The sequence below is a fragment of the Arthrobacter sp. Z4-13 genome, from assembly GCF_054792705.1.
In genome coordinates, this window is record NZ_CP096459.1 from 222,202 (window position 1) to 240,439 (window position 18,238).

The following is an 18,238-nucleotide window of genomic DNA, read 5'->3' on the forward strand; positions in this document are numbered from 1 at the left end:
CCGTGGATTTTCTCAATCCCGTTATCAACGGATTCGCGGTAGTCCTGGAGCCCACCAACCTCCTTTACTGCCTGATCGGCGTCGTCATCGGCATGCTCATCGGTGTGCTGCCGGGCCTCGGGCCGGCGGCAACCATCGCCATCCTGCTTCCGCTCACCTACAACGTGGAGCCGGTCACCGCCATCATCATGTTGGCCGGGATCTTCTACGGCGCACAGTACGGGGGCACCATCACCTCCGTGCTCCTGCGGCTGCCCGGTGAAGCGTCCTCCGTGGTGACAGTGTTCGACGGCTACCAGATGGCCAAACAGGGCAGGGCCGGCACTGCGCTCGGACTGGCATCCATCGGCTCCTTCATCGGTGGAACCGCGGCAATCATCGGCCTGACCTTCCTTGCCCCGCTGGTGGCAAGTTTTGCCCTCGACTTCGGGGCGCCGGAGTACACCGCCCTGGCGATGCTCGGCATCCTCCTCGTGGCCACCATCAGCAGCGGATCTAAAGCCAAGGCCCTCATCGCAGCAGCCCTTGGCCTCCTGCTCGCCACCGTTGGCCGCGACATCTTCACCGGTGAAAGCCGCTTCACGTTCGGCAGCCTGCAACTGGCTGACGGCATCGATTTTGTGCCGATCGCCATGGGTATTTTCGGCCTCGGCGAGATCCTCTACAACCTCGAGGAACGGCACCGGGCCGCCAAGGCGCCGTCGAAAGTTGCCAACGTCTGGCCCTCCCGCAGAGACCTCAAGCAGGCATCAGGGGCCATCGGCCGCGGGTCCGTGCTGGGCTTCTTCCTGGGCATCCTTCCCGGCGGCGGCGCCACCATTGCCTCCATGGCCTCCTACGCCATGGAGAAAAAGCGGGCTAAGCAGCCCGAGCGCTTCGGCAAGGGTGCCCCGGAAGGGGTCGCCGGTCCGGAAACCGCGAATAATGCTGCCGCCACATCGTCCTTCATTCCGCTGCTGACGCTTGGCATCCCCGCCAACGCCACCATGGCGCTGATGTTCGGTGCGCTGCTGATCCAGGGTGTCACCCCCGGCCCGCAGCTGGTGGAGCAGAACCCGGAGCTCTTCTGGGGCGTGGTGAACTCCATGTACATCGGCAACATCCTGCTGCTCATCATGAGCCTGCCGCTGGTGGGGATCTTCGTGCGGATCCTCCGCGTCAGGGCCGCCATCCTGGCACCCGTCACCGCCCTCATTACGCTGCTGGGTGCCTACACCATCAACAACAGCATGTTCGACGTGACGCTCGTGGTGGTCTTCGGCATCGTCGGCTACCTCATGAAAAAGTTCGGCTTCGAACCCGGCCCCCTGGTGCTGGCCTTCGTGCTTGGGGAACTGCTGGAAAGCTCCATGCGGCGCTCCCTGCTGATGTTCGGCGGTGAGCCCATCGGCTTCTTCGGCCGTCCTATCTCGGCAACGCTGCTGATCATTTTTGTCCTGGTGGCTGTGCTTCCGGTCATCCGGAAGGCCATCGCCAAGAGCAAGTCCACAGCCATAACACCGGCCGCCCAGCCGGACATCAAGGAGAAGGTATGAGCATCGTCGTTGGATTCGTTCCCACACCGGCAGGGGAAGCTGCCCTGGCGGCCGGCATCGCCGAGGCCCGGCTGCGGAACGAGGATCTTCTGATCGTCAACTCCGCCAGGGAAGGTGCGCTGGTGGACAAGTCCGTGGCTCCGGAGGAACTGCTGGCAGAAGCGGCCCGCCGCGCAACCGATGCCGGAGTGCAGGCCCGGGTAGTCCAGCCGCCGTACCAGCACGACCTTGCCGATGAGTTCCTGGAAGTGGCCCGTGAAGCCAACGCGTCCCTGATCGTCATCGGGCTCCGGCACCGCACCCAGGTAGGCAAGTTCATCCTGGGCAGCCACGCCCAGCGGATCCTGATGCAGGCCGACCGCCCGGTCCTGGCCGTCAAGGCCAACGGCGGCAACTTCTAGTATCCGAAGGACGGGACCAGCATGTACAGGCACAAACCCACTCGCCGGGAAAGGCCACTGACCCAGGCTCCGGTGCCGGATTGGTCAAGACTCTCCAGGAACGACCACGTAGAGATTCGTTCGCACGGCACGGTTATCGCTGGAACGATCGACATGATCGCCGCCAACCGGAGTGTTTTCTGGCTGATCCGCAGCGACGGTGCCGGCAGGACCATGGTGTGCTTCGGCGACGACGTGTCCGTTACCAAGGTGGCGCAGCACCGCCAGTTTGCTGCGGCCTAGCTGCCGCGGGCATCACCAATAAGTGTGCGGTGAGGCCGGTGGCCCCTTCAGGGGCCGCCGGCTTCTTGCGTTCGACGGCGGATATGTTCGGTGAGCGCGTCAAGGACCGGCAGCTGGCCCTTCACCAGCTTGAGCCGGGCTTCCGCCTCCGGAAACCAGCGGGCGTCGTCAATTTCCGGGTAATGCTGGATCCGGCCTGAACCCTTGGGCCATTCCAGCGGGAAGGTGTTGCTGACGATCTTTTCCGGCCGGAAGTCCTGCTCGGCAGTGAAAACCGTGATGACCTTGCCGGACGGCTGCCGGAACTGTCCGAGCTGCTGGTATTCCGCGGCCGGGGCAGGGGATCCCATCTCTTCGGCAAACTCCCGGAGCGCCGCCGCCAGCGGATCCTCGTCCCCCCTATATTCGCCCTTCGGAATTGACCAGGCATGTGCATCCTTGCGTGTCCAGAACGGTCCGCCCATGTGGGCTATCCAGACCTCCAGGCCCCCCGGGTTTGTTCTCTTGTACAGCAGTATTCCTGCGCTCAAAACCGGCATTTGTCCTCAACTTCCTGTGAGTTTCGAAACGAACGGAAACTGCCGTCCAACGTTAACCTGCAGTTCATGGCGCTGCTTTAGGTTATTCCTTCAGGCACTCTGCTCGAAGGGACCCGTCATGGCCAACATCGCTGAGGTTTTGGGACGGCTCACGCCGGATGAACTTGATGAGCTTCGCACTCTTGGTCCGCAGGGCCATCTGCCGCGGTACCTGGTTGACGCCCTGGACCGTGCGGCCGGCGGACCCGGGGCGGGCCGTGGCTATTACGTGCCCACCGGAAACGTCAGCGCTACCGGCGGCCCGCTCCTGGTGCTGCGAAGCGACGTTTCCGGCTGGCTCTTCAACGCACACAGGGACGATCCGGACCAGCTTCGGCAGCACCCCTAAGCTCTTAACCCTGCCCAACGGGCAGCAGCCGCTCCCCGGTCAGCCTCGGGTTGGGTCAGTTCCGTGGTGCCTGTCAGGGCGCGGGGAGGATGAGGGTTGCGGTGGTACCCGCACCGGGGGTGCTGTCGAGACCAATTGAACCGCCGTGCGCTTCAATAATGGTTTTGCTGACCGGCAAACCCAGGCCGGCGCCCGGGATGGCTGTTTCACGGGACCGGGCTGACCGGAAGAACTTCGTGAAGGCCTGCTCCTGCTCTTCGGCGCTCATGCCGACGCCGGAATCCGTGATCGAACAGAAAAGCTCTGCCCCGTTCCTTCGCGCCAGCGCCGTGATCCGTCCACCCTCATTCGAATACTTGATTGAGTTGGAGAGGAGGTTGCCGAACACCTGCCGAATCCGGTTCGCGTCCACACGGGCGGGCAGGGGCTGCTCGACGTCGAGCACCAGTTCGATCCCGGTCATGGCGGCTTTGGGAATCGTCGAGTCAACCACTTCGGCCAGCAGCTTTGCCAGGTCGGTGTCCTCCAGGGACAGCTCCATCCGCTCTGACGCAACAGCAATGAGGTCGTTGACCAGGCCCAGCAGGTGTTCAGCGTTTCTTTGCACCACCAGGAGCTCTGCCTGGATTTCCTCGTGGCCCGGCTCGTCCAGTACCAGTTCCAGGTAACCGAGTATCGAAGTCAGCGGCGTGCGCAGCTCGTGGGAAACGGTGGCGACAAAGTTGTCCTTGGCTGCCAGTGCACTAATCAGCCTGGTCACGTCCACGAATGTCAGGACCGAACCGCCGTCCTTCCCTTCGGCGGCAGGAATGCCGTGGGCGCTCACGGAATAGGCACGCTGCTGGGCTTGATCTGAGGGATGGCCAGCCCAGTACAGCTCATCCAGGATGGTGGAACCGTCCACGGCGCGCGATACAGGCGACAAATACGGGGGCACAGGGGAGGACCGGTCGGCCAGGTAAAGCCCGCCGAGGCCAGCCGTTTCGGCAAGGGCTGCCAGCGCGGGATCAGCCTGCATGGCCTTGTTCGTCAGGACGGTCCTGCCCTCAGCATCAACCACCCAGACGCCAATTCCCACCGCTGCCAGCACTGCATCCAGAAGGCGCTGGCGACGCACGTTTTCTGCGAGCGTCTGCGCGAGCTCGTGTTCGCTTTGCAGAAGTCTTTGGCGTTGCCGGAGAACGATGCCGGCTGCCGCGTACGCTGTCACGGCGATAGCGGACATCACAAGGGGCAGGAATAACATCCTGATCATTGCCGCCGGAGTCTGGGCCGAGCCGGCGACTGCGGTGGGAAGTACAGTGCTGAGCACCACCCCCACAACGGCCAGGAAAAGCATGTGCCGGTGGCGGCGCACCGAAAGCCACATGACGGGAAACACCAGCAAGAGGCTCAGCACGTTGAAGGCTGCCCCGCCTGCCTCCCTGGTGAACCCGATGGCTACGCAGTCAAGGATGGCTATGACCGCAGACGCGCCTGGGGGCAGCTTCTCCCAAGGTACGGCGAGGCAGGCGGCGAAGATCGCCGCGTGGGCCAGTAGTGCCGCGCGGAACATGTCGCTCGCCAGGGTGGCCGGGCTGAATAACGCCGCGGCCGCCACCACGAGGCAAACGGTAATGGTGAGGGGCAGTTGGGCCAGTACAACCCGGCCCCGGACTCCGAGCCTTCCGTGCAGCGCATCGATGCGGTCCGCCAGGGGTCCGTTGATGGCCAACTCACCGGCGTTACCGTGCGCTGCCCTGTCCGATTCTTGATGTTGCTTCATCAACCTGGCCCCCCAGCGCAGAATTAGATACCTCCAGCTGCCTGAAGGTAGTCCCCAGAGTACCGGTGACAGCAGGACCTGGCCCGCCTTTCACCGCCGGCAAGCGATCCCTAAGCAGTAAGCCCTATCCAATCAGCAGACTCAGGGCCTCCGTCAAGTGCTCCACTTCGCGGACCGAGAAACCGGCCGGCACCGGGCCCGGCCCGGTGTGGCTTGCGGGGACAACGGCGTGGGTGAATCCCAGCCGGTGGGCCTCCTGGATGCGTTGGTTGATGCCGGGGACCGGGCGGACCTCACCTGCGAGGCCCACCTCGCCGAAGGCAATCAGCCGGATGGGCAGCGGTTTGCGGGCCTTCGCCGAAGCCACAGCAAGGGCAACAGCAAGGTCCGTGGCCGGTTCGCTCAGCTTCACCCCGCCCACTGTGGCCACGTATGAATCGTCCTTGTGCAGCAAGGTGCCCGCGCGCTGCTGCAGCACGGCCAGCAGCATGGAAACCCGGGAACTGTCCAGGCCGCTGGTGGCCCTCCGCGGCTGCGAGTTGGGGCTTTCGGCGAGCAGCGACTGCACCTCGGCCAGCAGCGGACGCCGGCCTTCCATCGTCACGGTAATGCACGTGCCCGAGACCGGCTCCTTGGTGCGGCTGACAAACAAACCGCTGGGATCGGCGAGACCTTCAATGCCGTTTTCGTTCAGGTCGAAGCAGCCGACGTCGTCGGTAGGTCCGTAACGGTTCTTGACGGCGCGAAGCAGCCGCAACCGGGAGTGGCGTTCGCCCTCGAACTGGCACACCACGTCCACCAGGTGCTCCAGCAGCCGCGGCCCCGCGATGGAGCCATCCTTGGTCACGTGGCCGACCAACAGGGTGGTCATGTTCCTCCGCTTCGCCGCGGCAATGATGGACGCAGCAACTTCCCGGACCTGCGAAACGCCGCCGGCGCTGCCGTCCACATCGGCACTGCTGAGGGTCTGCACGGAGTCCACGATCAGGAGCCGCGGCTCGATCTTCTCAACCTGCCCCAGCGCCTGGCCCAAATCCGTTTCCGCCGAAAGATACAGCGATTCAGCCACCGCGTCGATGCGCTCGGCACGGAGCTTCACCTGCGCCGCGGACTCCTCGCCGGTGACATAGAGGACGTCCTGCGCCGTCCGGGCAAACTTCGCAGCGACGTCCAGCAGCAGCGTTGACTTGCCCACGCCAGGTTCACCGGCCAGCAGGATGACGGCCCCCGGCACCAGGCCGCCGCCCAGCACCCGGTCCAGTTCATCGACGCCGGTAGGCAGGAACGCAGCAGTGGTCGCGTCCACCTCGGCAATTCGGCGGGCGGGCTCCGCAACCGTTGTTGCCGCCGTCGTACGCGCAACGGCGGTCCCCGTTTCCTCAACGGTGCCCCACGCCTGGCACTCGCCGCACCGGCCCACCCATTTGACGGTGGTCCAGCCGCACTCGGCGCACTTGTAGGCGGGCGCCTTGGAAGCCCGGAAAGTCTTTGTTGCCATGGGTTCCACCCTAGTGGCGGGCACTGACATTCCCCGCTTGCGCTGGCAGACCAGGCGGCCGGGCAAACCAAAGCAAACCGGGGAAAGCACTTGCCGGTGACCGCGCCCACCTGTATAGTCGAACGTCGAAGGCAATTTCGCCTACAGGATTGTTACCCGGAAACGGGGCAAGACCTGAGAAGCACAATACGTGCGTCTCGGGTCTTTTTTTATGCCCAAAAATAGACAGAGAGGTCTGACATGCCAAGTGTGGACTACCGGTCGCTGGCCGAGGATATCTTGCAGGGAGTGGGCGGCGAGAAAAACGTCGCCAGCGCCACCCACTGCGCAACCCGGCTCCGGCTCAAGCTGCGGGACGACGCAAAAGCGAATACGGCCGCCATCGAAAAACTGCCCGGCGTGATCACTGTGATGAAGGCCGGCGGACAGTACCAGGTGGTCATCGGCAACAACGTCCCCACGGTCTACGCCGAGCTCGGCAAGATCACCAAGCTGACCGGAGACGAGGCCGGTTCAGACGATGAACCGGTTGCGCACGGCAACCTCTTCAACCGCTTCATCGACCTGATCTCCTCGATCTTCTCCCCGGTCATCTGGCCGCTGGCCGCAGCAGGCCTGCTCAAGGCATTCCTTAGTATGGCCACCCAGTTCGGCTGGCTGGACCCCGCGTCGCAGACCAACGTGATCCTGGCAGCCACAGCGGACGCCCTCTTCTACTTCCTGCCGATCTTCCTGGCAGTCACCGCCGCGAAACGGTTCAAGACCAACCAGTTCACGTCAATGGCCATCGCCGGCGCACTGGTCTACCCGAGCATCGTGGCCCTCGCCGCGCAGGCCGAACCGGTGAACTTCGCCGGCATCCCCGTGGTGATGATGAACTACACCAGTTCCGTCCTCCCGATCATCGTGGCGGTCTGGCTGCAGGGCTACCTGGAGCGCTTCCTCACCCGCGTGCTGCCGTCGGCCATCCGCAACTTCACCACGCCGCTGCTGACCCTGCTGGTTATGGTCCCGTTGGTCCTGCTGACCGTCGGTCCCGTCACAACCCTTGCCGCCCAGGGCCTCTCGGCAGGCATCAACGCGGCCTTCACCTTCGCGCCGTGGCTCGCCGGCGGCATCATGGGCGGTTTCTGGCAGGTCTTTGTCCTCTTCGGCCTGCACTGGGGCCTGGTTCCGGGCATGCTGAACGAGATCGCCACCCAGGGCTACTCCCTCCTCCTCGGTCCGCTGCTGGCAGCCGTGCTGAGCCAGGCCGGCGCAACCCTCGCTGTCATGTTCCGCACCCGCAACAAGGCCCGCCGCGCCGTTGCCGGCCCGGCAGCACTGTCCGGATTCCTTGCAGGCATCACCGAACCCGCCATTTACGGCGTCAACCTGCCGCTGAAGAAGCCGTTTTACTTCGGCATCGCGGGCGGCGTCATCGGCGGCGCGATCGCAGCTGCCGGCGGCAGCGGCGCCACGGCGTTTGTGTTCCCGTCCCTCCTCGGTCTTCCCGCCTTCAGCACCGTCGGCAACTTCGCCCTGCAGCTGTTGGGCACGGGCGCTGCAATCGCCATTGCCTTCCTGTTGACCTTCTTCTTCGGTCCCCGTGAGGAGGCAGCGGCAGCGTCCGACGCCGGCACCTCCGTTCCCGAAGCCGCTGCGGATATGCAGGCGGCAACTGAGCCCGTCCCGGCTTCCGCTGCGACCGCCGAGACCGGCACTGCCACCGGCAGTGTCCAGATCCTCGCGCCCGTTGCCGGGCAGGCGGTGGCCCTGGCCGACGTCAAGGACAAGGTGTTCGCGTCCGGGGCCATGGGCAAGGGCCTGGGCATCATTCCGGCCGACGGCCGCATCTACTCGCCGATCTCCGGCTCCATCAAGGCGGCCATGAAAACCGGCCACGCCTTCGGCATCAAGTCCGATGACGGCGTGGAGGTCCTGGTCCACATCGGCATCGACACCGTCCAGTTGCAGGGCCGCGGTTTCGAGTCCGCCGTCACCCGCGGCCAGCAGGTCCGCGCAGGCGACCTGCTCGCCGTCGTCGATCTTGGCGTGGTGACCGAAGCGGGCTACGACACCACCACCCTGGTGATGGTCACCAACACTGCCCAGCTGGGCAGCGTGGAGCCGGTGGCCGGCGGCACGCTTGCCCAGGGCGACACCGCCATCACCGTCCAGGTCTGAGTCCACCTCCCGTCTCCACTTTCCAGTCCTACTGATGAAGGAATGATTACTGTGACCACCACTTTCCCCGACGGATTCCTCTGGGGCGGCGCTACCGCCGCCAACCAGATCGAAGGCGCCTACAACGAGGGCGGCAAAGGCCTCTCCATCCAGGACGTGATGCCCAAGGGAATCACCGAAACTCCCACGGAAGGCCCGACGCCGGAGAACCTCAAACAGGTGGCGATCGACTTCTACCACCGCTACGAAGAAGACATCGCCCTCTTCGCGGACCTGGGATTCAAGGTGTTCCGCTTTTCCATCGCGTGGAGCCGGATCTTCCCGCTCGGCGACGAGGAAACCCCCAACGCCGAGGGCCTCGCGTACTACTCCCGGCTCCTTGATGAACTCGAGAAGCACGGCATCGAACCGCTGGTGACCATCAGCCACTACGAGACCCCGCTCCACCTGGCACGGAAGTACAACGGCTGGACCAACCGCGAGCTGATCGGCTTCTACGAACGCTACTGCCGCACCCTCTTTGAGCACTTCGGCGGCCGGGTGAAGTACTGGCTGACGTTCAACGAGATCAACTCGGTGATCCACGAGCCGTTCCTGTCCGGCGGCATCCCCACACCCAAGGAACAGCTCACCAGGCAGGACCTCTACCAGGCCATCCACCACGAATTGGTGGCTTCGGCGCGGGCCACCAAGCTGGCCCACGAACTGATGCCCGGCGCCCAGGTTGGTTGCATGATCATCGCCCTGCCCACCTACCCGCTGACGCCGGACCCCTCCGACGTTGTGGCCGCGATGCACACGGGGCAGGACAGCTACGCGTTCGGTGACATCCACTGCCGCGGCGAGTACCCCGGCTACCTGCTGCGCTACTTCCGTGACAACGGCATCGAGCTGGACATCACCGCGCAGGACCGCGAGGACCTGAAGAACACGGTGGACTTTGTCTCCTTCAGCTACTACATGAGCATCTGCGAGACGGCCGATCCCGCCAAGAAGGTCAAGGGCCCGGGAAACATCATGGGCGGCGTTCCCAACCCCACCCTCAAGGCTTCCGAGTGGGGCTGGCAGATCGACCCGCAGGGCTTGCGGGTGGCGCTCAATGACTACTGGGACCGCTGGCAGAAGCCGCTCTTCATTGTGGAAAACGGCGTCGGCGCCAAGGACCAGCTCGTGGAGGTGGACGGGGCCAGGACCGTCATCGACGATTACCGCATTGCGTACCTCAACGACCACCTGGTGCAGGCCCGTGAGGCCGTGGACGATGGGGTGCAGCTCCTGGGCTACACCGCGTGGGGATGCATCGACGTGGTCAGTGCCTCCACCGCGCAGATGAGCAAGCGCTACGGCTTCATCTACGTGGACCGCAACGACGACGGCACCGGCTCCCTTGAGCGCTACCCGAAGAAGTCCTACGGGTGGTACAAGGAAGTCATCGCCACCAACGGCGCGAGCCTGAAGAACTAGCGCCAGTCTGAAAGACTAGCGCCAGCAGAGTCTTCGGACAGGTACGGTGGCCAACAGCGCCCCAAAGCCGCCGTATCTGTCCGAAAACTCAAGGCTGGCCACCGGTTCCGCTCAATGACGAAAGGAGGACGACGTGGAGGTGTTGCGCGTTTTCAACAACAACGTCGTCCTCGCCCGTGCCGCCGACAGGGGAGAGGTCATCCTCACCGGCCGCGGCATCGGGTTCCAGGCCAAACCCGGCCAACAGGTGGATGAAGCCAAGGTGGTACGCGTCTTCGTTCCGGAGGACGGGCGCAACGCCGATAACTTCGGCGCCCTGGTGGCAGCCATTCCGCCCGAACACATCGCGCTGGCCGACCAGGCGCTGGAAATTGCCCGCGGCGGAATGGCAGGGCCACTAAACTCCACCACCGTTGTGGCGCTCGCGGACCACCTGAGCTTCGCCATCAAGCGGTTGCAGCAGGGCCTGAACATCGAATACCCGCTCCGGGCCGAGATTGCCCACCTGTACCCGCACGAGCTGCGGATGGGGCAGCAGATCGTTGGCTTCGTCAACGACAGGCTCGAGGAACAGCTGCCCCGCGACGAGTCCGTTGCAGTGGCACTCCACCTGGTCAATGCAGGCTTCGCCAGCGGCGACCTGTCCTACACCTATCAAATGACCGGCGTCTTCGCGCAACTCTTCGAGGTCCTGGAGCAGGCCTATGGGCGGGCGTTCGACCGGGAAACAGTCAACGCCGCCCGCTTCATCACGCACCTCCGCTACTTCTTTGTGCGTGCGCACACCGGACGGCAGTTGGCGGAAGGAGCAACCGGACTGGGGTCGGCCATCCGCGAAGCCTACCCAGAGGCGTTCGGCACCGCCTTGAAGCTGCAGGCTGTCCTGGAACTCCGCCTCGGCCAGCCTCTCACCGATGACGAAGTGACGTACCTGACCCTTCACGTGGCCCGAATGGCCGACGACCTGCGCCTCAGCCAGGGTGCGGAAACCGGCCGCTAAAGCGCAGGAAGCACGTCCCGCGCCTCACGCGCGTCCATGCCGGCGGCCTCCAGCAGGTCCACCATCAGCGGGCGGTACAGCATCACCACGGTTTCGCCTTCCAGCCTCTGCACCTCCAGCAGCTTCGGATGCAGGCGCAGGGCTATCTCGCTCAGGTCCCGGCGGGCGGTGCGCAGGTGGGCGCGGCGGACGCCGTCGTGCGTTTCCGCCAGGCCCAGTGAAAGCTCATCAATCGCGGCAGCCGTCTCCTGCAGCACCTCCGCGATGTTTTCCGTTGCCTCGTCGGAAAGGGCTGCGTGGTTGATGGCGCTGGTCAGCCGGCGCGCAAAGACCCGGCTGTTCCGCAACGCCAAATCGATGAAATCCAAAGACTCCTTCAGCCGGTCCAGTTCTTCCCTGTGCCTCCTGTAAGCAGGGGCAAGCCTGGCCACCTCGCCGGACGCCCGCAGGGAATGCCGCATGCCATCCACCAGCGGCTGGCAGTTCCGGCCGCGGACCAGCGCGTGCCAGGCCCTTGTCGAATCGCTGTCCACCAGGGCATCGGCACATTCACGCAGTACTTCGGCGAGCTCGTGCAAAAGTTTTTGGACGTCCCTGCGGGGCTCCCGGCGCGGGTCCTTGGGCGCCAGGATAGTCACCAACAGGGCGAACAGCCCACCGATCACTGCGTCGATGCTCCGTGTGAACGGCCCGCCGGACGGCGCCGGCAGCAGCACTACCAGCAGCGACTGCAGGGCCAGCTGGGTGGTGAAGATATTTCCGCTGTCCAGAAAGCGGGCCAGCAGGATGGAGAACAGAAGGACGACGGCGGCCTGCCAGATCCCGCCGCCCAGCCAATGCAGGAGCAGATCACCTACCGCGATCCCTATAGTGCAGCCCAGTCCCACTTCCAGCACGCGCCGCAGCCGCGGCTCCCGCGAGAAACCCAGGGCAATCAAGGAGGAAGTGGCTGCGAACAGGGGGCCGGAGTGCCCAAGGACGTACTCGGCGAAGGCATAGGCGCCCACGGCGCAGACCGTCATCTGGACCCCCGGAAACAGGGAATTGCGGCTGCGGATCAGGCCAGTGCGGATACGTCCGTGCAGGAAACGCCTGCCTGCTGAGAGTCCTGCTGCGGGAGCCATGACGTCCAGTCTATTGCTGCCCGGCCGGAATACTTTCCCACCTGCGTACTACGGCCGGACATGTGATCTGCGCAATGGGAACCCGGTACTTGTAAGCCAAAATCCCGCCGTCGTTAACGTTCCGTTCACTTTGGGCAGCCCATCCCTTTACCTGCGCCCCCTAACTTCGATGAAGGTACAAAACGTACGCATCGCGCTGCAGGGTTCTCCGTCCCTGTCCGCACTGAATAACCCTGGAAGGGGTACATCTAGTGAAGGCACTCCGCTTCGGCCGCCACGCGGCTATCGCTGTTATCGCAGCCGGCGCTCTCGCGCTCACCGCCTGCGGTTCAGACAACGCCACGGGCACCGCACCCGCCGGCACCCAGACGTCCGGAACCAAGGTCACCGGCACCCTCACCGGCATCGGCGCTTCCTCCACCGGTGCAGCCATGGACGCCTGGAAGGCCGGCTTCGCGTCCGCAAACCAGGGCGCCACCGTGCAGTACTCCCCGGACGGCTCCGGCGCAGGCCGCAAGGCCCTCATCGACGGTTCGGCACAGTTCGCCGGTTCGGACGCCTACCTCAAGGACGAAGAGCTCGAGAGCTCCAAGGCCGTGTGCGGTCCCGACGGCGCCATCAACATCCCGGTCTACATCTCCCCGATCGCCGTGGCCTTCAACCTCCCCGGTATCACCGAGCTGAAGCTCGACGCCGCCACGGTGGCCAAGATCTTCCGCGGCGAAATCGCCAAGTGGAACGATCCCGCCATCGCGGCCCTGAACGAGGGCGTTGCCCTGCCCGACCTCAAGGTCACCCCGGTGAACCGCTCGGACGACTCCGGCACCACCACCAACTTCACCGACTACCTGGCCTCGGCAGCTCCTGAGGTCTGGACGGACGAGTCCGATGGCGTCTGGCCTGCAACCCTGCAGGGCGAGAACGCCAAGGGCACCTCCGGTGTGGTCAAGACCGTCACCGACACCCCCGGTGCCGTGACCTACGCCGACGACTCCGCTGTTGGCGGCACCCTCGGTACCGCGTCCATCAAGGTGGGCGAGGAATTCGTCAAGATCTCTGCTGAAGCAGCAGCCAAGGCCGTGGAAGCAGGCACGCCCGTTGAAGGCCGCGCCAGCACCGACGTTTCCATCAAGCTGGACCGCAAGACCACCGCTGCCGGCGCTTACCCGGTGGTCCTCGTTTCCTACCACGTGGTCTGCAGCGCATACGACAAGCAGGAAACCGTTGACCTGGTCAAGGCCTTCGAGAACTACGTAGTCTCCGGGGAAGGCCAGCAGGCCGCCGCGGATTCCGCCAAGTCCGCACCGCTCTCCCCGGCCTTGGCCGAGAAGGCTACCGCGGCCATCGAGTCCATCAAGGTCAAGTCCTAATAACCGCTCTGAAACCGGGTTCCCCGCCTGCCGAGAGGCAGTGCGGGGAACTTGGCTTTGGACACAGCCTCTTCCCCTCCCAGTAATCGATCGAAGGGCCGTCGAATGACCGCCACCTCCCTGACCAGCACCCAGGGCGCCGGCCGCGCCGGGGACAAAATCTTTTCGGGTGCCGCGCTGGCCGCCGGCTGCCTCATCCTCGCCGTCCTCTTCGGCGTCGCACTTTTCCTGGTGGTCCAGGCGATCCCGGCGCTGACCGCACCGGCCGCCGAGATCCAGGGCGGTGAAGGCTTCTTCGCCTACATCTGGCCCATCGTGATCGGCACGCTTATCGCAGCCGTCATCGCGCTGGTCATCGCCACGCCCATCGCCATCGGCGTCGCGCTGTTTATCTCGCACTTCGCCCCGCGCGGGCTCGCGTCCGGCCTCGGGTACGTCGTGGACCTGCTCGCTGCCATCCCGTCGGTCATTTACGGCGCCTGGGGTGCAGCGTTCCTGGCCAAGGAAATCTCCCCGGCCTACAACTGGCTCGCCGCAAACATGGGCTGGCTGCCGATCTTCCAGGGCCCGGCCTCGGCCACCGGCAAGACCATCCTCACGGCCGGCATCGTCCTCTCCGTCATGGTGCTGCCCATCATCACCTCACTGTCCCGCGAGATCTTCCTCCAGACCCCCAAGCTGCATGAGGAAGCCGCCCTTGCCCTGGGCGCCACCCGCTGGGAAATGATCAAGATGTCAGTCCTGCCCTTCGCCCGCCCGGGCATTATCAGCGCCGTCATGCTGGGGCTGGGGCGCGCCCTCGGCGAGACCATGGCCGTCGCCCTGGTGCTGTCCTCCGGCGCCCTGACCGCAAGCCTGATCCAATCCGGCAACCAGACCATCGCGGCCGAGATCGCCCTGAACTTCCCTGAGGCCAGCGGACTCAAGGTCAGCACGCTGATCGCCGCCGGCCTGGTCCTGTTCGTTATCACCCTGGCCGTGAACATGATCGCGCGCTGGATCATCACCCGGCACAAAGAATTCTCGGGAGCCAACTAAATGACCTCCACGCTTACTCCCGTCCGCAGCAAGCGCTCGGCGCTTACCAAGGGCCAACTGCCCAAATACGCGCCCTACGTGGTCCTGGCCGTCGCGCTGATCGTTGCTGCGGCCATCCTCGCCCTGGTCGGTTTCAATCCGTTCGGCTGGGGCATCGTCTCCGCGATCCTGTTCGCTATCGGCCTCGTGTCCTGGAGCGCAGCGGTGGAAGGTTCCCGCAAGGCGAAGGACAAGCTCGCCACCTGCCTGGTGGTGGGATCCTTCCTGGTGGCCCTGCTCCCGCTCTTCTCGGTGATCTGGACCGTGCTGGTCAATGGTGTACCTGGACTACTCACCCCGGGCTTCCTCGGCACCTCCATGAACGGCGTCACCGGTGTTTTCGACAACCGTGCAGTTGAGCAGGGCACCCCGGTCCTGGGCGGCATCTACCACGCCCTCCTGGGCACTGTGCAGATCACGCTGCTGGCCACCGCCATCTCAGTCCCGGTGGGGCTGCTGACCGCCATCTACCTAGTGGAGTACGGCAACGACGGCCGGCTCGCACGGGCCATCACGTTCTTCGTCGACGTGATGACAGGCATCCCGTCCATCGTGGCCGGCCTCTTCGCCGCAGCCTTCTTCTTCGCCGTGGTGGGCCCAGGCACCAAGACCGGCGCCGTGGCCGCCGTCGCGCTGTCCGTGCTGATGATCCCCGTGGTGGTGCGGTCCAGCGAGGAAATGCTGAAGATCGTTCCCAATGAACTGCGTGAAGCCGCGTACGCCCTGGGCGTGCGCAAGTGGCGGACCATCGTCAAGGTGGTCATCCCGACGGCGATCTCCGGCATCGCGTCCGGCGTCACCCTGGCGATCGCCCGCGTCATCGGCGAAACCGCGCCCATTCTGGTGACCGCGGGCTTCGCCACCAGCATCAACTCCAACGTGTTCAGCGGCTGGATGGCCTCGCTGCCCACGTTCATCTACACCCAGATCCTGAACCCCACGTCACCGGCCAACCCGGACCCGTCGTCACAGCGGGCCTGGGGTGCCGCCCTGGTGCTGATCATCCTGGTGATGATCCTCAATCTGGGCGCACGGCTGATCGCCAGGGTCTTCGCCCCCAAAACAGGCCGCTGACCGCCTGCTCCTTCCGGTCCTCCGGGCCGGACAATAGACTTCAATTCATACCCAGTTAGTGAAGGAACATCATGTCTAAGCGCATCGACGTCAAGGACCTGAACGTGTACTACGGCGATTTCCTCGCGGTGGAAGACGTCACCATCAACATCGAGGCCAAGTCCGTCACCGCGTTCATCGGCCCGTCCGGCTGCGGTAAGTCCACCTTCCTGCGGACCCTGAACCGCATGCACGAGGTGCTTCCCGGTGCCCGCGTGGAGGGCGAGGTCCTGCTCGACGGCGACAACCTGTACGGCCCCGGCGTGGATCCCGTCACCGTCCGCTCGCAGATCGGCATGGTCTTCCAGCGGCCCAACCCGTTCCCCACCATGTCCATCCGGGACAACGTGCTGGCCGGCGTGAAGCTGAACAACAAAAAGATTTCCAAGGGCGAGGCCGACGTCCTGGTGGAACGCTCGCTGAAGGGCGCGAACCTGTGGAATGAGGTCAAGGACCGCCTGGACAAGCCCGGGTCGGGCCTCTCGGGCGGCCAGCAGCAGCGGCTCTGCATTGCCCGGGCCATTGCCGTGGAACCGCAGGTGATCCTGATGGATGAGCCCTGCTCTGCACTGGACCCCATCTCCACCCTGGCCATCGAGGACCTCATCAACGAGCTCAAGGACCAGTACACCGTGGTGATCGTGACCCACAACATGCAGCAGGCAGCCCGCGTCTCGGACCGGACCGCTTTCTTCAATATCGCGGGCACCGGCAAGCCCGGCAAGCTGATCGAGGTCGGCGACACCCACACCATCTTCAGCAACCCCACCCAGAAGGCAACTGAGGACTACGTCTCCGGCCGGTTCGGGTAAAGCCGCAGCCTGAGTAGCCGCTGTCGGGCGCTACTCAGGCACTTCCAGCTGGAAGCCGCACCGGCAGCGCAGGACCCTGGTGGGAAGTGAGACGGCGCTGAGTCCGCCGCTGCCGCTGCCGGTGCGGTAGCAAAGGCGTTCAATTTCGAACCCGGCTGCCTCCATGGGGAAGCCGCAGTGGACGTACTCATCACCGAACAGGATCACCTTGGCCATCCAGCGCACCTGGTGCAGGGCCGCGGCCACGTCCGCCGCATACGCCAGGTGTTCATGGAACCGGCGGCAATCACTGCAGGTGTAGGAAACGGTGACCAGGTCGCCGTTGGCTGCCCCCATCGCTGCGATGGCGTGGATGGTGAGGTGGTGTTCCGTCCCGCAGATTTCGCATTCCATATGCCGTGGCTGGGGCAGCGAGTGCCGGGGATTCGAGTTGGACACGAGGCCTGCTCTTTTCCGCGCTGTGCATCCGGGCCGCCGGTATTCTGCAGCGGCGTTGGTCCGCGGCCCTGGACCCGGGGCGGCGGATGTCGGCCCCGGCAGCGGCGCGTGGGGGCGTACTTTCGAATCTACGTCAGACGGGTCAGCCTGTATAGGGCAGCATATTTCCACCGGATGGAAAGCCAGGTTCCTCTGGCCGCTGACGGTGACGCTGACGCCGTCGTCCCAAGCCCGGAAACGCGGTGGCTCCGCTCAGTTCGCCAGCGGGGACAATGCCAGGGCCAGGACAAAGGCAAGGGCAGCCGTCGCCGCCGGCGTCAGGATCCAGAGCGCCACGATGCGGATCACCAGCTTCCGGTTGGTCACCGAAAAGTTCTGGTTCTCGCCGGCTCCCAGCACCCCGGAGGTGACTGTATGCGTGGTGGAGAGCGGCCACTGCAGGCCAATGGCACCCACAAACAGCATGATGGCGCTGAAGATCTGCGCCACCGAGCCGCGCAACGGATCAACCTTGGTGATTTTGTAGCCGATGGTGTGCGAGATCCGCCAGCCCCCGTACAGCGTGCCGGCAGTGATCATCACCGCCGTCAGCAGCGCCACCCACACGGGAACAGTGCCGCCGTCGGAATAGCCCGCTGCCAGCAGGGCGAGGATCAGCACGGCGCTGATCCGTTGCCCATCCTGCAGGCCGTGGCCAAAGGCCACCGCCCCGGCAGCTATGGACTGGCTCCGGCGGAACCGCTGGTTGACCACGTTGGGTTGTGTATAGCGGGCAGCCCAGGTGGCCGGGTACACCAGCAGGAAGGCGCCGCTGTAGGCCACCAGCGGCGACAGCACCAGCGGCAGGACCACCTGGAACAACAGGGAGTGGTCCGCCCCGCCCACGCCGGTCCCGCCCACTGCGAGGCTGGCGAGCCCGGCCCCGGCAAGGCCACCCACCAAAGCGTGCGTGGAAGAGGCCGGAATGCCCCGCCACCACAGCAGGATGCCCCAAACGACGGCACTGCCCAGCCCGGCGAGCAGGATGCTGAGGCCGTCCGTCCCGGCGGGCAGGTGGATCCAGGTCTGGCTGACAGCCACGGCCAGGAGGGCGCTCAACAGGGCGCCAAGGAAGTTAAAGAAGGCAGCCAGCAGCACTGCCACGCTGGGTGTGAGTGCGCGGGTCCGGACGGCTAGTGCCACCGAAGTGGAGACGTCGCGGAAACCGTTGACGAACGCGAATACGGCTGCCAGCAGGACCACCGCGCCGAAAGCGACTGCCGTCAC

Annotated in this window: 17 protein-coding genes; 11 read left to right on the plus strand and 6 right to left on the minus strand. The window is 64.9% G+C overall.

What is annotated here, in order from left to right; all coding sequences use genetic code 11:
• Window positions 1-2 precede the first annotated feature (2 nt).
• The 3 genes from M1E07_RS02870 to M1E07_RS02880 are packed head-to-tail and all read left to right on the plus strand — an operon-like array spanning window position 3 to window position 2,218.
• Window positions 3-1,535, plus strand: a complete 1,533-nt coding sequence (locus tag M1E07_RS02870; RefSeq protein ID WP_461188798.1) for a tripartite tricarboxylate transporter permease — start codon at window positions 3-5, stop codon at window positions 1,533-1,535.
• Window positions 1,532-1,936 carry a universal stress protein gene (locus M1E07_RS02875; RefSeq protein ID WP_461188799.1) on the plus strand — a complete coding sequence of 135 codons (405 nt, stop codon included), beginning with the start codon at window positions 1,532-1,534 and terminating at the stop codon, window positions 1,934-1,936. The genes M1E07_RS02870 and M1E07_RS02875 overlap by 4 nt, the downstream gene beginning before the upstream one ends.
• A gap of 21 nt (window positions 1,937-1,957) precedes the next feature.
• A complete protein-coding gene (locus M1E07_RS02880; RefSeq protein WP_461188800.1) occupies window positions 1,958-2,218 on the plus strand; it encodes a hypothetical protein in 261 nt (86 codons plus the stop codon).
• A 47-nt stretch (window positions 2,219-2,265) separates the two neighbouring features.
• On the opposite strand, the gene M1E07_RS02885 is transcribed toward M1E07_RS02880, so the two are convergent.
• A complete protein-coding gene (locus M1E07_RS02885; protein WP_461188801.1) occupies window positions 2,266-2,757 on the minus strand; it encodes an NUDIX domain-containing protein in 492 nt (163 codons plus the stop codon).
• 118 nt (window positions 2,758-2,875) lie between these two features.
• On the opposite strand from M1E07_RS02885, the gene M1E07_RS02890 reads away from it, so the two are divergent.
• On the plus strand, window positions 2,876-3,145 hold the full coding sequence (locus M1E07_RS02890; protein WP_461188802.1) for a hypothetical protein: 270 nt from the start codon (window positions 2,876-2,878) through the stop codon (window positions 3,143-3,145).
• A gap of 73 nt (window positions 3,146-3,218) precedes the next feature.
• On the opposite strand, the gene M1E07_RS02895 is transcribed toward M1E07_RS02890, so the two are convergent.
• A complete protein-coding gene (locus M1E07_RS02895) occupies window positions 3,219-4,910 on the minus strand; it encodes a sensor histidine kinase (protein WP_461188803.1) in 1,692 nt (563 codons plus the stop codon).
• A 124-nt stretch (window positions 4,911-5,034) separates the two neighbouring features.
• Window positions 5,035-6,408 carry a DNA repair protein RadA gene (radA, locus tag M1E07_RS02900; protein ID WP_461188804.1) on the minus strand — a complete coding sequence of 458 codons (1,374 nt, stop codon included), beginning with the start codon at window positions 6,406-6,408 and terminating at the stop codon, window positions 5,035-5,037.
• Window positions 6,409-6,648: 240 nt separating this feature from the next.
• Between radA and M1E07_RS02905 the strand changes: the two genes are divergently transcribed.
• From M1E07_RS02905 to M1E07_RS02915, 3 genes are all read left to right on the plus strand, one after another.
• The gene (locus M1E07_RS02905; protein WP_461188805.1) at window positions 6,649-8,574 is read left to right on the plus strand and encodes a beta-glucoside-specific PTS transporter subunit IIABC; all 1,926 of its coding nucleotides are present in this window, start codon (window positions 6,649-6,651) and stop codon (window positions 8,572-8,574) included.
• Window positions 8,575-8,616: 42 nt separating this feature from the next.
• Window positions 8,617-10,038, plus strand: a complete 1,422-nt coding sequence (locus tag M1E07_RS02910) for a glycoside hydrolase family 1 protein (RefSeq protein ID WP_461188806.1) — start codon at window positions 8,617-8,619, stop codon at window positions 10,036-10,038.
• Window positions 10,039-10,171: 133 nt separating this feature from the next.
• Window positions 10,172-11,038 carry a PRD domain-containing protein gene (locus M1E07_RS02915; RefSeq protein WP_461188807.1) on the plus strand — a complete coding sequence of 289 codons (867 nt, stop codon included), beginning with the start codon at window positions 10,172-10,174 and terminating at the stop codon, window positions 11,036-11,038.
• On the opposite strand, the gene M1E07_RS02920 is transcribed toward M1E07_RS02915, so the two are convergent.
• Window positions 11,035-12,162 carry an FUSC family protein gene (locus tag M1E07_RS02920; RefSeq protein WP_461188808.1) on the minus strand — a complete coding sequence of 376 codons (1,128 nt, stop codon included), beginning with the start codon at window positions 12,160-12,162 and terminating at the stop codon, window positions 11,035-11,037. The two genes, M1E07_RS02915 and M1E07_RS02920, sit on opposite strands and share 4 nt — an antisense overlap.
• A 251-nt stretch (window positions 12,163-12,413) precedes the next feature.
• On the opposite strand from M1E07_RS02920, the gene pstS reads away from it, so the two are divergent.
• The 4 genes from pstS to pstB all read left to right on the plus strand — a co-directional run bounded on the left by pstS (window position 12,414) and on the right by pstB (window position 16,534).
• Window positions 12,414-13,532 carry a phosphate ABC transporter substrate-binding protein PstS gene (gene pstS, locus M1E07_RS02925; RefSeq protein ID WP_461188809.1) on the plus strand — a complete coding sequence of 373 codons (1,119 nt, stop codon included), beginning with the start codon at window positions 12,414-12,416 and terminating at the stop codon, window positions 13,530-13,532.
• Window positions 13,533-13,637: 105 nt separating this feature from the next.
• The gene (gene pstC, locus M1E07_RS02930) at window positions 13,638-14,570 is read left to right on the plus strand and encodes a phosphate ABC transporter permease subunit PstC (protein ID WP_461188810.1); all 933 of its coding nucleotides are present in this window, start codon (window positions 13,638-13,640) and stop codon (window positions 14,568-14,570) included.
• A complete protein-coding gene (gene pstA / locus M1E07_RS02935) occupies window positions 14,571-15,683 on the plus strand; it encodes a phosphate ABC transporter permease PstA (protein WP_461188811.1) in 1,113 nt (370 codons plus the stop codon).
• A 71-nt stretch (window positions 15,684-15,754) separates the two neighbouring features.
• Window positions 15,755-16,534, plus strand: a complete 780-nt coding sequence (pstB, locus tag M1E07_RS02940; protein ID WP_461188812.1) for a phosphate ABC transporter ATP-binding protein PstB — start codon at window positions 15,755-15,757, stop codon at window positions 16,532-16,534.
• 30 nt (window positions 16,535-16,564) lie between these two features.
• Here pstB and M1E07_RS02945 read toward each other — a convergent pair whose 3' ends face one another.
• Window positions 16,565-16,972 (minus strand): hypothetical protein, encoded by a 408-nt coding sequence (locus tag M1E07_RS02945; protein WP_461188813.1) that lies wholly within the window; start codon window positions 16,970-16,972, stop codon window positions 16,565-16,567.
• A gap of 252 nt (window positions 16,973-17,224) precedes the next feature.
• Window positions 17,225-18,238: an inorganic phosphate transporter gene (locus M1E07_RS02950; protein WP_461188814.1), complete on the minus strand. Its 1,014-nt coding sequence runs from the start codon at window positions 18,236-18,238 to the stop codon at window positions 17,225-17,227.

Bases quoted from the DNA above. Each gene is read 5' to 3' on its own strand.
- M1E07_RS02875 (WP_461188799.1), top strand. From the start codon at position 1,532: ATGAGCATCGTCGTTGGATTCGTTCCCACACCGGCAGGGGAAGCTGCC.
- M1E07_RS02880 (WP_461188800.1), top strand. From the start codon at position 1,958: ATGTACAGGCACAAACCCACTCGCCGGGAAAGGCCACTGACCCAGGCT.
- M1E07_RS02885 (WP_461188801.1), bottom strand. From the start codon at position 2,757: ATGCCGGTTTTGAGCGCAGGAATACTGCTGTACAAGAGAACAAACCCG.
- M1E07_RS02890 (WP_461188802.1), top strand. From the start codon at position 2,876: ATGGCCAACATCGCTGAGGTTTTGGGACGGCTCACGCCGGATGAACTT.
- M1E07_RS02895 (WP_461188803.1), bottom strand. From the start codon at position 4,910: ATGAAGCAACATCAAGAATCGGACAGGGCAGCGCACGGTAACGCCGGT.
- radA (WP_461188804.1), bottom strand. From the start codon at position 6,408: ATGGCAACAAAGACTTTCCGGGCTTCCAAGGCGCCCGCCTACAAGTGC.
- M1E07_RS02905 (WP_461188805.1), top strand. From the start codon at position 6,649: ATGCCAAGTGTGGACTACCGGTCGCTGGCCGAGGATATCTTGCAGGGA.
- M1E07_RS02910 (WP_461188806.1), top strand. From the start codon at position 8,617: ATGATTACTGTGACCACCACTTTCCCCGACGGATTCCTCTGGGGCGGC.
- M1E07_RS02920 (WP_461188808.1), bottom strand. From the start codon at position 12,162: ATGGCTCCCGCAGCAGGACTCTCAGCAGGCAGGCGTTTCCTGCACGGA.
- pstC (WP_461188810.1), top strand. From the start codon at position 13,638: ATGACCGCCACCTCCCTGACCAGCACCCAGGGCGCCGGCCGCGCCGGG.
- pstA (WP_461188811.1), top strand. From the start codon at position 14,571: ATGACCTCCACGCTTACTCCCGTCCGCAGCAAGCGCTCGGCGCTTACC.
- pstB (WP_461188812.1), top strand. From the start codon at position 15,755: ATGTCTAAGCGCATCGACGTCAAGGACCTGAACGTGTACTACGGCGAT.